A 13,657-nucleotide genomic window follows, 5' to 3' on the forward strand; every position below is an offset into this window, starting at 1 on the left:
TGTTTAGTCATTTTCTTGATTTTCTTCCCAATCGTGGTAGGCAGCGTATAGCTGGCTTTTATTCCACTGGTAAATCTTAGCGACTTCCTTGATAGCTTGGTTTTTCTTCATGCCTTGCTCTATGCGGACTTGGATTTCTAAGAACAAGTCCTCCTCATCTTTTTCCTCCACATCTTGGCTGACACCTTCAACAATGAGAAGGCATTCGCCCTTGAGTGGCGTTGTAGCGATACTTTCCAGCAATTCAGAAATGGTACCTCTTTGGTATTCTTCATAGATTTTAGTCAATTCCCTGACCAAGACTACTGAGCGGTCACCATAGACTTCTAGCATATTTTTTAACGTATCTGCCACACGGTGAGGCGATTCGTAGAAAATCTGAGTTTCAGGATAGTCTTTTTTCGAGTCGAAAAATTGCTTTTGCTGGCCTGATTTTCTCGGTAAAAAGCCGTAAAAGATATGTGGCTGTGGCGCTAAACCACTGGCAATCAAAGCAGAAATTCCTGCAGAGGCACCTGGAACTGTGACAACAGCAATCTCTTCCTCAATCGCTGCCTTAACCAAATCATGACCAGGGTCTGAGATGCTAGGTAGACCCGCGTCGGATACCTGAGCAATACTTTGCCCTGCTTTCAGGAAACCAATCAAATCCGGAATCTTTTCCTTGGCATTGTGCTCATGAAAACTGATCTGCTTTGTCTGAATGTCAAAATGCTTGAGCAAAAGTCCTGTATTGCGCGTGTCCTCAGCCGCAATCCAATCCACTTCTTTCAAGGTCTGGATAGCACGAAAAGTTATATCATCTAGATTGCCAATCGGCGTTGCCACTAGATACAGCTTACCATAGGGAGACTGCCCCTTAAAACTTTTTTGAATCTGCATGCCTACTCCCTGTATAACAACTCGTCACAGAACATACATTCCTCGTCCTGCTCTCGACGTTGTCCATAAAAATCATTACATACGTGAAATCCATCACGGTAAATGCGACGGACACTTTCGCGAACATGTTTGGCCTTGACAGGAGCATCTGCTTCCACCTCACCCAAGCGTTCGCGCAACTTACTATTTTCCAAGCGAAGAGCTGTATTTTCTTCTACTAGGCTCTTGAGATTTTTCTTGATGGCTTCCACATCGGCCAAGGTTACCAATAACTGTTGGGAAAAATCATCCAGCGCGTCAAATAATTCTTTTTTGTCCATAAAACAGCCCTTTCCTTTCTTTATCGTTCATTTTTGAGTTTACATTTCTTTCAAGACCAGATATTCTATGGCATTTTGAAAGCTGACATTAGCCTGCCACATTTTTCTAGCTTCTAGCAAATCTTGTAGAATCACTCTTACTCTTGCTTGTAGGATATCTTGCCCACAGAGAACTTCAAGAATTCGTAAAACCTGATCTTGTTTTTCCTTGTCATCTGCCAAGTTGGCTAATTTAGCAACCTGCAGATAACTTTCTTTTTTCTTAGCCACTAACCAAGTCAGCAGGCGTTCACTTTCATCAACCAAGGTCCAAAAACTTGCCTGATTGGCTAACTTTTCTGCTTCAGCTCGCGATTGACTAAACTGGGCTAAAAGAGTTGCTTTTTTCTTGACCAGACCTGCTTGTTCTAATTGATGGATGAGCTTTTCTTCTTGCTTTTTAAAGTGGAAAATCTGCGTCCGACTTCGGATTGTCGGTAAAATCTTTTCTTCATCGCTGGTCAAGAAGAAAATATAAACCTCACTCTGGGGTTCTTCTATGACCTTGAGCAGAGAATTGGCTGCGTTGGGGTGCATCTTCTCAGCTTGCTCGATAATAAAAACCTGCTGCTGGCTTTCAATCCCTGCTTGAGAAAACTGCCCCACCAATTCTCGAATCCGTTCTGTCTTGATGACCTGATTGACTGGCTTAATCAAAGTAACATCGGGAAACTCTCCCTTTTCAATCAGCTTACAATTTCGGCATTTCTCACATGGTAAAACACCTACTTTATCTGTACAAAAGAGGCTCTTAGCTAAAAATTGCGCCATTTCCAAGCTTCCAAAGAAACCTGAAAAGAGGTAAGCATGATTGAGCTGGTCTTGCTCCAAGATACGGACAAAGCGGTCAAACTGTTCTGGCTGCCAGGCCTTTAGTTGATCTTGTTTCATTTAGCTAATCCCATTCTATCAAACAAAACTGCCTTGGTAGTTTCCACAACTTGCTCCAAAGGAAAACTAGCATCAACCTTGACAATACGACTTCCTTCTTTGTCCAGAAGAGAAAGGTAGCCTTGACGGACTTTTTTATGCAAGTCCAACCCTTCCAAGTCCAAACGATTGACCTCACGATTGCTATTAGCAGCAATGCGAGCCAGCCCTTCTTCCACCTCGATGTCAAAATAGAGTGTCAAATCAGGTTTAAGGCCATCTGTCGCAAACTGATTGAGCCAGTTAATCGCTTCAATATCTAAGCTACGACCAAATCCCTGATAGGCAACTGAACTATCGATGAAACGATCCATAATGACCAACTTGCCAGCTTCAAGGGCTGGAAGAACTTTTTCCACCAAGTGCTGTCTGCGACTGGCAATATAGAGAAGAAGTTCTGTCTTCGCATCCATCTGAGTATGACTTGGATCCAAAATCACTTGACGGATCTTCTCCCCAATCAAGACTCCGCCTGGTTCACGAGTCGTCAGCACCTCTACCCCTTTTTCCTCTAAAATTGGTAACAGAGCTTCTAAAACACTGGTCTTTCCTGCTCCCTCTGGTCCCTCAAGAGAGACTAAAAATCCTTTTGACATGTCTAACTCATTTCTTTTTTACTACTTCTATTCTATCAAAAAAATAGGGGTTTGTGACAATCTTTTTGTCTTCTCATTTAATACTCAATGAAAATTAAAGAGCAAACTAGGAAGCTAGCCGCAGGTTGCTCAAAACACTGTTTTGAGGTTGCAGATGGAAGCTGACGCAGTTTAAAGAGATTTTCGAAGAGTATCAACCACCATAAAAGAGGCAGTCAAAGCCACCTCTTATTTACCTAGTTCTTGTGTTCGTTTGTAAGCTTGATGAACTGCATCCATGACCGTTCCTCGAAAAGCATGCGCTTCTAGACTTGCTACACCAGCGATAGTCGAACCGCCTGGGCTACAGACTTGGTCTTTCAATACTCCAGGATGTTGCTGACTTTCAAGAACCAATTGACCAGCTCCTACCACAGTTTGTGCTGCCATTTTCAATGCCGTTTCTCGTGGCAATCCTGTCTGAACGCCCGCATCTGCCAAGGCCTCGATAAAGAGATAGACAAAGGCCGGCCCACAGCCTGCAAGACCTGTCGCAGCGTCGATTAAGCCTTCCCCAAGTTCAACCAAGAGTCCAGCCTTGGTTAAAAGCTGACAAAAGAGATCACTGTCCTCAGCCCTGCAATTAGGAGACAAGGCATAGCTAATCACTCCTTGACCGATAGAAGCTGGGGTATTTGGCATCATACGAATAATTCGGTGCTGACTTGGAAGAAAACTAGCCAGTTTTTCCAAGGTCAATCCAGCTGCCATCGAAATCAAAAGAAGACTTTCTCGTTTTTCAAGGATGGTCTGGTATTGAGAAAGCAAGTCTGAGAACTGTGCAGGCTTTACTCCTAGAAAAATCACATCTGCTTCTGCAAAAATTTCTTCATTTTTAGAAGCCTGACCGCCAAAGTCAGCAATGAAAGCATCTACCTTGGCTTGACTACGATTGGCAAGGAGAAGGTCATCACCCGTCTTGGCCTGCAAAACAGCCTTGGCCAAACTAGCACCCATATTCCCCAAACCGATAAATCCAATCTTCATCTCTTACTCCCTTATCTGCCCATCACCAGCAATCACATACTTGTAGCTGGTCAACTCTTTCAAGCCCATTGGACCACGCGCGTGCAGTTTCTGAGTTGAAATCCCCATTTCACAACCAAGACCAAATTGGCCTCCATCTGTGAAACGAGTTGAGGCATTAACATACACCGCTGCAGAGTCCACTTGATCTGTAAAGTAAGCTGCAGCTTCAGCATTTTCAGTCACAATGGCATCCGAATGATGGGTACTGTGGGCTTCAATATGGGCAACCGCTTCTTCTAAACTGCTCACAACCTTAATAGCTAATACATAGTCTAAGAACTCGGTGTCAAAGTCTTGGGCCTCAGCTGCTTGACCTGAAAGAAACTGACTTGCTTTTTCATCCAAGCGGAATTGAATTGGTTCCAACCCAGCTTCTTTTCGATCTGCAACCAGCATTTGCTCCAAGCGAGGAAGGAAGCTTGCTGCTTTGTCTTCATGAACAAGTAGAACCTCCATGGCATTGCAGACAGAAGGACGACTGGTTTTGGCATTGTTGATGATAGACAGAGCCTTGTCTTCATCTGCATCCTTATCGACATAAACATGAACAATCCCTGTCCCTGTTTCGATAACTGGTACAATCGCATTCTCAACCACTGCATTGATCAAACCAGCTCCCCCACGAGGAATAAGAAGGTCTAGATACCCCTTGGCCTTCATCATGGCATAGCTGCTTTCACGGCTGGTATCTTCCACCAGTTGAATCACATCTGGGTGAATAGTAGTCGTCTCCAAGCCCTTCTTCAAGGCTGTGACAATAGCATGAGCTGTTTGATAGGCATCCTTCCCACTACGAAGAACAACCGCATTTCCACTCTTGAGAGCCAGAGCAGCCGCGTCAGACGTCACATTTGGACGACTTTCATAGATAATACCGATAACACCCATAGCCACACGTTTTTTGGTAATCACTAAGCCATTTTCAAGCTGACTTGTTTCTAAAACTTCACCGATTGGATCTGGTAAAGCAACCACTTCACGAATCCCAGTTGCCATCGCTTCTATGCGCCCTGCATCCAAATAAAGACGATCCAACATCACATCTGAGATTTTACCCTTGGCCGCTTCCATATCAAGGGCATTGGCCGCTAAAATTTCCTCAGTAGCTACTAATAAATGATCAGCCATGGCTAGCAAAGCTTGGTTTTTCACCTCTTCACTAGCTGTGTTGATCGATTTTTTAACAGCCTGTACCCGTTCAAATTGTTCTTGTGTACTTACCATAGTTTACCTCTAAAATTCTGTAAAGAGTAGTTGGATTTCAGGAGTAATGGAAATCCAGTCGTCACGGTGAATCAAGACACCCTTGGCTTTTTGAGAACGCAACATATCCTCCAAAGCAGATGCTCCAAATTGCACGCGTCCTTTTCCAAGTGATTTTCCACTTTCCTTGTCAAATACTGTCACGATATCACCGTAAGAAAAGGCGCCTTCTGCGTCAACAACACCAGATAAGAGAAGACTCTTTCCATGTTGGGAGAGAGCTTCTGCAGCCCCTTTATCAACCCAAATAGAACCTTGACTCTGAGCATAGAAAGCCAGCCATTGTTTCTGGGTACGAAGTCCCTTCTCTTGAGCAACAAAGTAGGAACCATCCTTGGTCTCCTCAGCCGCCTCAATCATGGCATCTGACTTCAAGGATGAGCAGATATAAACAGGAACTCCTGATTCTGTCGCAATAGTGGCAGCTTTAATCTTAGTCAACATACCCCCAGTTCCGTTTGAAGATCCAGCTCCACCAGCCATATCAATAATCTCACGATTGATGGTCTCAATTTTCTCCAGGCGTTTAGCTGTTGGATCTGAATTAGGATTTCCAGTATAAAGACCGTCTACGTCTGTCAAGAGGACTAAAAGGTCTGCTTGGACCATGGCCGCTACCTGAGCACTCAGAGTGTCATTGTCCCCAACCTTGAGCTCATCAATAACGACACTGTCATTCTCATTGATGATAGGAATCGCCCCACGGCTAAGTAGAACTGACAAAGCCTGATGGGCATTCTTATAACGACGCTTATCCACAAAGTCGTCCTGGGTCAGCAAGATTTGTGCAGAAACGATTTGGCGCAAGAGGAGGTTGGTCGTGTATTCTTCCAACAAAAGCCCTTGTCCTACCGCTGCTGAAGCCTGTTTATCAGCAATCTTAGTCGGACGCTTTTTAAATCCTAAAGCTCCAAAACCTGCAGCAATGGCACCTGACGACACCAAAATCAATTCATGACCAGCCTCGTGCAACATAGCCAACTGTTGGGTAATAGCCTTTACTTTACTACGTGATAAACTTCCATCCTCATTTGTCAAAGAAGAAGTCCCCACCTTAAAGACAATCCGTTTGTATTTCATAGTCTCACTCCGATTCTTCATATTTATCCATTATAACATTAATGACAGGAAATAGAAAAGAGTTGATAGGAAAAAGGTCGAGACAAGTCATCTCAACCTTTTATCACATCTAATTCTTTCTCAATCTCTCTAAAGTTTCCTTAAAAATCTCTGGGATATCTGCTGTAAATTCCAAGGTCTCACCTGTTCTCGGATGAGTAAATCCTAGAGTCTTAGCATGAAGAAATTGTCCATGTCCTTTCAAAGTCTTGCGAGGACCATAGACTTCATCACCAGCGACTGGATGACCAATATAAGCCATGTGAACACGGATCTGATGAGTGCGCCCTGTCTCCAGCTGCAACTCTACTAAGCTGTAATCACCAAAGCGTTCCAAGACGTGGAAACGAGTCACTGCAGGCTTCCCTTTGGCAGTCACAGCCTGTTTCTTACGGTCTTTTTCACTACGGCCAATCGGTGCTTCAATCACACCCCGATCATTAGGCAAATTTCCATGAACAATTGCCCAATATTTACGAAGAGACTTTTTATCCTTGAGTTCTTGTGCAAGTGCTAGATGCGCCTCATCGTTTTTAGCAATCATGAGAAGGCCTGACGTATCCTTATCAATACGGTGAACAATTCCTGGACGCAGAACCCCATTGATACCCGACAAGTCCTTAATATGATACATAAGGGCATTTACTAGGGTTCCACTAGTATGACCAGCACTCGGATGCACAACCATTCCCTGAGGCTTGTTAACAATGGCCACATCCTCATCTTGATAGATGATTTCTAGTGGAAGATTCTCAGCCACATACTCTAAAACCTCTGATTCTGGCACATGGTAAGTAACGACATCGCCCTCTTGGACAGTGTATTTAGCTTTCTTGACTTGGCCATTGACCAAAACCTGACCTGATTTGATTTGTTCATTCGCGAGACTGCGTGATAATTCTGTCAAATCCGACAAAGCCTTATCTAAACGCAGGCCACCAGTTTCAATTTTAATTTCCATTTATTTCCTCTTTTAGCATTGCAATCAATAAAATAATCACTCCAACAGTCAGATAGCTATCTGCGACATTGAAAATTGCAAAATTGATAAAATCCACATGAAACATATCCACAACAAAGCCCTGACTGATTCTGTCAATAAAGTTTCCAAGACCACCTGCAATAATCAAGGTCAAACCCAAAACCATCCAGAGTGAGTCCTCCATGTGTTTATGTAAATACCAAATGGCACCTACCACGACAACCAGAGTAATGACAGCGAATAGCAACTGCTGATCTTGTAAGATAGAAAAGGCTGCCCCTCGATTTTGCAGGTAGGTCAAGCTAACGAAATTGGGAATCCAAGAGCGCACTTCACCCAGTGGAATCTGCTGGACGATATAGGATTTTACCAACTGATCCAGCCCAATCAAAAGCAGTACAACGACTGCTACTATTCCTCTTTTTTTCATGATTTCCTCTTTTGATCAAAATATTCTTGCATGACTTCTACAAAGAGAGTCCCAGCTTGACTGAGTTCCACTTCCTCACGTTTGACATAAACCATGCGGTTATCTAAATTATCCTTGAGACGAATAACTGTAATGCCATTGACACTGTCACTATCTAAAAATCCAGACCCTGTCGCATAAGCGTCCGTCCGCTCTAAAATACCATTCAAGGTAGCGCGGTCTGTCACATTAAACATCTGTGAGCTAGCACTAGTATCGACAAAATTCTCCGAATAATAAAGGTACTCGTCTTTCTCTTGGGTAAAACGAACTGTTGGTAGATCCGCTAAATCCTCCATGATCAATTCCTCTTTCTGAGCTAAAGGATGCCCCTCGCGAAGATAAATGTGGGTATGGAATGGAATCAATTCAATGACCTCCAGGCCTAACTTTTCAACCCGTTGCATAATCCCCTTTTTATTTTGATTGTTGAGGTAGATAATCCCAATCTCACTATGTCCCTGAGCTACTTCGTCTAAAATTTGAACAGTAGTTGATTCAAAGATTCGGAAATTCTTATAGTCAGGATAGCGCTCTGAAAAGGCCGTAATGGTTGGTGGCAAAAAGTCATAGTGCTGACTAGCAATGGAAAATTCATCCTTTTCTTCTTCATGATTGGCATACTGATTTTGAAAAATATCAAATCCTTTAACCAATTCTTGCGCTTTTTCATAGAATTCCATACCACGACGAGTCAAGAAAGTCCCTGAGCTAGTTCGACGGAAAATCTTAAATCCCAATTCTTTTTCCAAATCACGAACAGAAATGGACAGACTCGGCTGACTAACATACATCTTTTCAGCAGCTTCACGGAAAGTACCACTATTGGCAATAGCCACAACATAGCGTAATTGTTGAATGTTCATCTTCTACCCCCAACTTCTTTATCTTTTCATTATACCATATTTTACAAGTTTTCCAAAAAGGAAAAAAGTCAGGAAACTTTCAAGTCTCAATGAATACTCTAACATCCCCAGACAAAAATTAGAATGAGATCTTTTTTTACTCCTCATCTGATTTCAAACAAATAAAAACAGCAAATCTTGTTGATTTACCGTGTAAAACACGATACAAATTCGATTTCCAATAATTTGATAAAAGAAAACTCTCTAAAGATTTCTTATATTCTATAAATCAACTAGAATAAGACTCTTCAATCCTATTAGCTATATCTGGACCTACCTCCCAAATCCCAACATAAGGTTGTTCAATATACTGTTTTTCTTTCATAGTATATAGATAGACTACACTATCCTTTTCTTCATTCTGATGAGTGAATTTGATAATGATGTAATCTTTAACATTTGTCGGTTGATCATTTGAACTTTCTAAAGTTGTAGATCTGGACTGTCCCTGTATCTCCTCAATCAACTTTGAAACTTCTTCTCTCTTGATTATAGTTTTAACATCTTCAGTGAGTTTTTTCTGTAGAGAAATAACAGAGATCGTTTCAGGTTCAGGAAGAATAAGTTTTTTCTTACTAACACAAGCAGATAGAACAAGAAAAGAGATTAAACAGACTATTACAGTGATAAGCTTTTTCATACAGGTTCACATCCCTTCAATATCCCTGCTTCCTTACTCAGATACAGTCATAATATCAAACCTTAGCAATTTTTACAATATCTTATTCTCTTATAAATTTCATGACTCTAAAAGCTCTACATTAAACTATTTTTTCATTGTAAAATAGAGTGACCGACAAATTTGCTTCTTACATAGGATTTTAAAATATGGGTACCAAAATGGGTACCAAAACAAAAAAATAGGCTCTCCGAAAACTCGGAAAGCCTTATTTATGCTATTCAGCATCCTCGCCTTTATATTTCAAGGCTCGGGATAAAAAGATTCACTGAATCTTTTTATTTAGCGATTGGGTAAACAGAAACTTGTTTTTTATCGCGTCCTTTACGTTCAAAGCGTACTACGCCTTCAACTTTAGCGAACAAAGTATCGTCTCCACCACGACCAACGTTTACACCTGGGTAGATGTGTGTACCACGTTGACGGTAAAGGATTGATCCACCTGTTACAGTTTGTCCGTCAGCTGCTTTAGCTCCAAGACGTTTTGCTTGTGAATCACGTCCGTTTGATGTAGAACCTCCACCTTTTTTGTGGGCGAAAAGTTGCAAGTTGTTAAGAGTCATTTTTAACATAATGTTTTCCTCCGTGTTAGTTTTCTGTGATAACTCTGGTTTGGACGAACTCAGAAGAGTTCTCCGATAAGTTTGCCATACCTAAGAAAAATGATTCAAAGAATAACTGGGTCATTTCTCTCTGGTGTGAAGGAAGATCTTTTGGAATTTCAACCATCAGATAGCCACCTTCATCTTCGTTTAATTCTAGGATTGGTTCATAGCCTGCAAATTTCTCAATGGAATTGATAAAGTTAATGGCAAGCGTAGAAACCGATGCACACACGACATCTAAGCCGTATTCGCCACTCTCGGCGTGTCCAGTAATTTCCGCACTCCTCAGCTCGCCATCTTCGGCTCTCTCAAAGACTGCTTGTATCATGTGTTCTCCTTAAAATTAAGCGTTGATTGCGTTGATGACAACTTTAGTATATGGTTGACGGTGACCTTGTTTACGGTGGCTACCTTTTTTAGGTTTGTACTTGTAAGTAACAACTTTCTTTTGTTTTCCTTGTTTTTCAACAGTTCCAACTACAGTAGCTCCAGCAACAAGTGGAGTTCCGACAACAGTGTTTTCACCACCAACAAGAACAACTTCGTTAAAAGTAACTTCTTGACCAGCTTCAACGTTCAATTTTTCAACGTAAACTGCTTGACCAACTTCAACTTTAACTTGTTTTCCACCAGTTTTGATAATTGCGTATGTGCTCATTATGCACCTCCTATGATTTTTATGGGTTTCCCCGAATTTTTGTGAAGACTCGCCTAGCATCGTGGGACGAACCACTTAAACTTGAATAATCAAGCAACGATGTTCGTGCGGTTGCACAGGATCGTGCATAGTCAACTCTTCAAGTATAGCATATCTCCTATTTTCTTACAAGTAATAACACCTAAAATGAAGCTTTTTCTTTTACTTTTTTCTGCCAAGATGCAAAAAGCATGCTGAGGTAAAAAATACTCATCATAATAGGAACACCAAGAATGGTCTTTTCATGATAGAAAATCGTCAAATAGGCTGAAAAGACAACGCCAAGGACAAAACTACTAAGCAGGCTAACAAATATGAACCCTTCACGCAAAAAAGGAGTGTGCTTAGTTCGGAAATAATCTCCAAAAGCCAGCATGGTCCGTTTGATGTTCCCTGTCATAAAAGCGTTATTGTAGGCAATACCCGACACTTCTCCAAAAGCAGTTGTCACTAGTCCCATACAGAAAGCCAAAGGCGGTACTAGATAGATATTATCTACAGTCTGCGGTACAAAACCGATAACTACTGATAAGATTGCCAAAGGAATCAGTGACAAAATTGGTTTTTTCACAATTCTTAATTTTTCCTTATAAACAGTTAGTAAAAAGACCCCCATCATAAAAGCTAGCAAGGTCATTACTTTAGCACTGGCATCAGAAACATTATGTTGAATAAGTCCCACTGAAAGAAATACGACATTCCCAGTTTGTCCAGCTACAAGAGTATTCCCTCGCACAATAAAAGTATAGGCATCTACATAACCTGCACAAAACGTCAAAAAAAGCGCTAGCCTCTTAGACTGACGTGATATTTTTCTTATAGGTAATAACCTCATTTTCCCTCCCATTTCATTTACTCATCTCATTATTTTACCACTTTCTTTGGAAAAGGCCTAGTAGCTTATTTGAATTTTTTTACCCTCTGTTGGATAGTCCCGTCTATCTGTGTTATAATGAAAGAAGGATTTGAAATCGGAAAAGGAGTAACTATGCTTAAATTAGGTGTCATCGGAACAGGGGCTATCAGCCACTACTTCATAGAAGCAGCCCATTCCAGTGGAGAATACAAGCTGGTCGCAGTCTATTCTAGAAAACTAGAAACTGCGGCAACCTTTGCTTCTCGCTATCAGAATATCCAACTCTTTGATCAAGTAGAGGATTTCTTGCAGAGTTCCTTTGATGTGGTCTATATTGCTAGCCCAAACTCCTTGCATTTTGCTCAGGCAAAAGCTTCATTGACTGCAGGTAAACATGTCATTCTTGAAAAGCCAGCTGTCACTCAGCCACAAGAATTGCTAGATTTGAGACATACAGCTGAGAAAAATCACTGTTTTATATTCGAAGCAGCTCGCAATCACCATGAAAAAGCTTTCACTATCATCAAAAACTTTTTAGCAGACAAGCAAATTTTAGGGGCAGATTTCAACTATGCCAAGTATTCTTCCAAAATGCCTAACTTGTTGGCTGGGGAGATACCAAATGTCTTCTCAGATCGTTTTGCTGGCGGTGCTCTCATGGATTTGGGGATTTATCCCCTCTATGCTGCTATTCGCCTCTTTGGAAAAGCTAAGGACGCGACCTATCAGGGGCAACAGCTTGACAATAGCATGGACCTGAATGGAGACGGAATCCTCTTTTACCCTGATTTTCAAGTTCATATCAAAGCTGGGAAAAACATCACTTCCAATCTTCCTTGCGAAATTTACACAACAGATGGAACCTTGACTCTCAACACGATTGAGCATGTTCGCTCGGCTATTTTTACCGACCATCAAGGCAATCAAGTTCAGCTCCCTATCCAACAAGCTCCTCATACGATGACTGAGGAAGTTGCTGCATTTGCACACATGATCCAGCAACCAGATCTGAATCTCTACCAAACTTGGCTGGAAGATGCAAGTTATGTTCATGAGCTACTATATACCATGCGCCAGACTGCTGGCATTAGATTTGAGGCAGAAAAATGAAAACCAAACTACCTACTGAATGGCAAGAACTAAGTGACCAACTCGGTTTCCAAGAATTCACCCCCATTCAAATTCAACTATTTGAGCCCCTTCTTGCTGGAGAAAATCTTCTAGGAGTGAGCCCAACAGGAACTGGTAAGACCCTAGCTTACCTTCTACCAAGTCTTCTCAGACTACAAAAGAAAAAAGCCCAACAACTCTTGATTCTAGCACCAAATACAGAACTTGCTGGACAGATTTTTGATGTATGTAAAACGTGGGCTGAAGCTATCGGCTTAACTGCCCAACTCTTCTTATCAGGTTCGAGTCAGAAACGCCAGATTGAACGCCTAAAAAAAGGACCAGAAATTCTGATTGGAACCCCTGGCCGTATCTTTGAACTAATTAAATTGAAAAAAATCAAGATGATGAATGTGGAAACCATCATCCTAGATGAATTTGACCAATTACTAGATGATTCTCAGATACACTTTGTCGAGAAAATCACTCACTACGCACCGCGTGACCACCAACTGGTCTACATGAGTGCGACGACCAAGTTTGACCAAGAAAAGATTGCGCCTAACACACGTACCATTGATCTTTCTGACCAAAAATTGGACAACATCCAGCACTTCTACATGCAGGTAGATCAACGTCACCGAGTGGATATGCTACGAAAACTGGCTCATGTGGAGGATTTTCGCGGTCTGGTCTTCTTTAACAGCCTGTCAGACCTTGGAAGCGCAGAAGAAAAACTACAGTATCGGGATATCTTGGCTGTTTCTCTTGCTAGTGATGTCAATGTCAAGTTCAGAAAAGTAATTTTAGAGAGATTCAAGGATAAGCAACTAACCCTACTTCTTGCAACTGACCTTCTGGCACGTGGAATTGATATCGATAGCCTAGAATGTGTCGTAAACTTTGATGTTCCTAGAGACATTGAAACCTACACTCACCGTGCTGGCCGTACTGGCCGCATGGGCAAAGAAGGTTATGTTATCACTCTCGTAACCCATCATGAAGAACTTAAAAAACTCAAAAAGTTTGCAAGTGTACGAGAAATTGTCCTAAAAAATCAAGAACTCTATATTAAATAATGTTGGCCTTAGTCAACCTCTGATTTAAAATAAGATCCTTAGAATACGAGTTTCTAAG

At 41.6% G+C, this 13,657-nt stretch carries 17 protein-coding genes, 1 pseudogene and 1 other annotated feature; of the genes and pseudogenes, 3 read left to right on the top strand and 15 right to left on the bottom strand.

The features are described from left to right. Positions 1-3: 3 nt before the first annotated feature. From rsmI to N8M95_RS02275, 10 genes are all read right to left on the bottom strand, one after another. The gene (rsmI, locus tag N8M95_RS02230) at positions 4-882 is read right to left on the bottom strand and encodes a 16S rRNA (cytidine(1402)-2'-O)-methyltransferase (protein WP_261086475.1); all 879 of its coding nucleotides are present in this window, start codon (positions 880-882) and stop codon (positions 4-6) included. 2 nt (positions 883-884) lie between these two features. Continuing rightward, positions 885-1,202, bottom strand: coding sequence for a DNA replication initiation control protein YabA (gene yabA, locus N8M95_RS02235; RefSeq protein ID WP_000358228.1), 318 nt, complete (start codon positions 1,200-1,202; stop codon positions 885-887). 39 nt (positions 1,203-1,241) lie between these two features. Then, entirely contained in the window at positions 1,242-2,132 is an 891-nt protein-coding gene (locus tag N8M95_RS02240) for a DNA polymerase III subunit delta' (protein WP_261086473.1), read from the bottom strand. After that, a complete protein-coding gene (tmk, locus tag N8M95_RS02245; RefSeq protein WP_120718813.1) occupies positions 2,129-2,767 on the bottom strand; it encodes a dTMP kinase in 639 nt (212 codons plus the stop codon). The genes N8M95_RS02240 and tmk overlap by 4 nt, the downstream gene beginning before the upstream one ends. Positions 2,768-2,995: 228 nt before the next feature. After that, entirely contained in the window at positions 2,996-3,793 is a 798-nt protein-coding gene (gene proC / locus N8M95_RS02250) for a pyrroline-5-carboxylate reductase (RefSeq protein WP_261116520.1), read from the bottom strand. A 3-nt stretch (positions 3,794-3,796) separates the two neighbouring features. Continuing rightward, complete coding sequence (locus tag N8M95_RS02255) at positions 3,797-5,059, bottom strand: glutamate-5-semialdehyde dehydrogenase (protein WP_261116521.1); 1,263 nt, start codon at positions 5,057-5,059, stop codon at positions 3,797-3,799. Between the two features lie 9 nt (positions 5,060-5,068). Then, positions 5,069-6,178: a glutamate 5-kinase gene (proB, locus tag N8M95_RS02260; RefSeq protein WP_228114036.1), complete on the bottom strand. Its 1,110-nt coding sequence runs from the start codon at positions 6,176-6,178 to the stop codon at positions 5,069-5,071. A gap of 109 nt (positions 6,179-6,287) precedes the next feature. Beyond that, complete coding sequence (locus tag N8M95_RS02265; protein WP_261116522.1) at positions 6,288-7,178, bottom strand: RluA family pseudouridine synthase; 891 nt, start codon at positions 7,176-7,178, stop codon at positions 6,288-6,290. Then, positions 7,168-7,629, bottom strand: a complete 462-nt coding sequence (lspA, locus tag N8M95_RS02270) for a signal peptidase II (RefSeq protein ID WP_261068769.1) — start codon at positions 7,627-7,629, stop codon at positions 7,168-7,170. The genes N8M95_RS02265 and lspA overlap by 11 nt, the downstream gene beginning before the upstream one ends. Next, positions 7,626-8,534, bottom strand: coding sequence for a LysR family transcriptional regulator (locus tag N8M95_RS02275; RefSeq protein ID WP_261116523.1), 909 nt, complete (start codon positions 8,532-8,534; stop codon positions 7,626-7,628). Before N8M95_RS02275 ends, lspA begins: the two co-directional genes overlap by 4 nt. On the opposite strand from N8M95_RS02275, the pseudogene N8M95_RS02280 reads away from it, so the two are divergent. Beyond that, positions 8,527-8,601 (top strand): annotated as a pseudogene (locus tag N8M95_RS02280) (AraC family transcriptional regulator); the annotation flags it as partial. The gene N8M95_RS02275 and the pseudogene N8M95_RS02280 sit on opposite strands and share 8 nt — an antisense overlap. A 201-nt stretch (positions 8,602-8,802) precedes the next feature. On the opposite strand, the gene N8M95_RS02285 reads toward N8M95_RS02280, so the two are convergent. From N8M95_RS02285 to N8M95_RS02305, 5 genes are all read right to left on the bottom strand, one after another. Beyond that, entirely contained in the window at positions 8,803-9,213 is a 411-nt protein-coding gene (locus N8M95_RS02285) for a DUF5301 domain-containing protein (RefSeq protein ID WP_261116524.1), read from the bottom strand. 317 nt (positions 9,214-9,530) lie between these two features. Beyond that, on the bottom strand, positions 9,531-9,824 hold the full coding sequence (rpmA, locus tag N8M95_RS02290) for a 50S ribosomal protein L27 (RefSeq protein ID WP_000916509.1): 294 nt from the start codon (positions 9,822-9,824) through the stop codon (positions 9,531-9,533). Positions 9,825-9,840: 16 nt separating this feature from the next. Beyond that, complete coding sequence (locus N8M95_RS02295) at positions 9,841-10,185, bottom strand: ribosomal-processing cysteine protease Prp (RefSeq protein ID WP_000613699.1); 345 nt, start codon at positions 10,183-10,185, stop codon at positions 9,841-9,843. A 15-nt stretch (positions 10,186-10,200) separates the two neighbouring features. Then, complete coding sequence (rplU, locus tag N8M95_RS02300) at positions 10,201-10,515, bottom strand: 50S ribosomal protein L21 (protein ID WP_000109141.1); 315 nt, start codon at positions 10,513-10,515, stop codon at positions 10,201-10,203. A 35-nt stretch (positions 10,516-10,550) separates the two neighbouring features. Continuing rightward, positions 10,551-10,638: a sequence feature (ribosomal protein L21 leader region), on the bottom strand. A gap of 58 nt (positions 10,639-10,696) precedes the next feature. Continuing rightward, entirely contained in the window at positions 10,697-11,389 is a 693-nt protein-coding gene (locus N8M95_RS02305) for a YoaK family protein (protein WP_261116525.1), read from the bottom strand. Positions 11,390-11,542: 153 nt separating this feature from the next. On the opposite strand from N8M95_RS02305, the gene N8M95_RS02310 reads away from it, so the two are divergent. Beyond that, a complete protein-coding gene (locus tag N8M95_RS02310; RefSeq protein WP_261116526.1) occupies positions 11,543-12,520 on the top strand; it encodes a Gfo/Idh/MocA family protein in 978 nt (325 codons plus the stop codon). Further along, positions 12,517-13,599: a DEAD/DEAH box helicase gene (locus N8M95_RS02315; RefSeq protein ID WP_261116527.1), complete on the top strand. Its 1,083-nt coding sequence runs from the start codon at positions 12,517-12,519 to the stop codon at positions 13,597-13,599. The genes N8M95_RS02310 and N8M95_RS02315 overlap by 4 nt, the downstream gene beginning before the upstream one ends. Positions 13,600-13,657 lie beyond the last annotated feature (58 nt).

The organism is Streptococcus mitis (genome assembly GCF_946190325.1).
GTDB classification, from domain to species: domain Bacteria; phylum Bacillota; class Bacilli; order Lactobacillales; family Streptococcaceae; genus Streptococcus; species Streptococcus mitis_CF.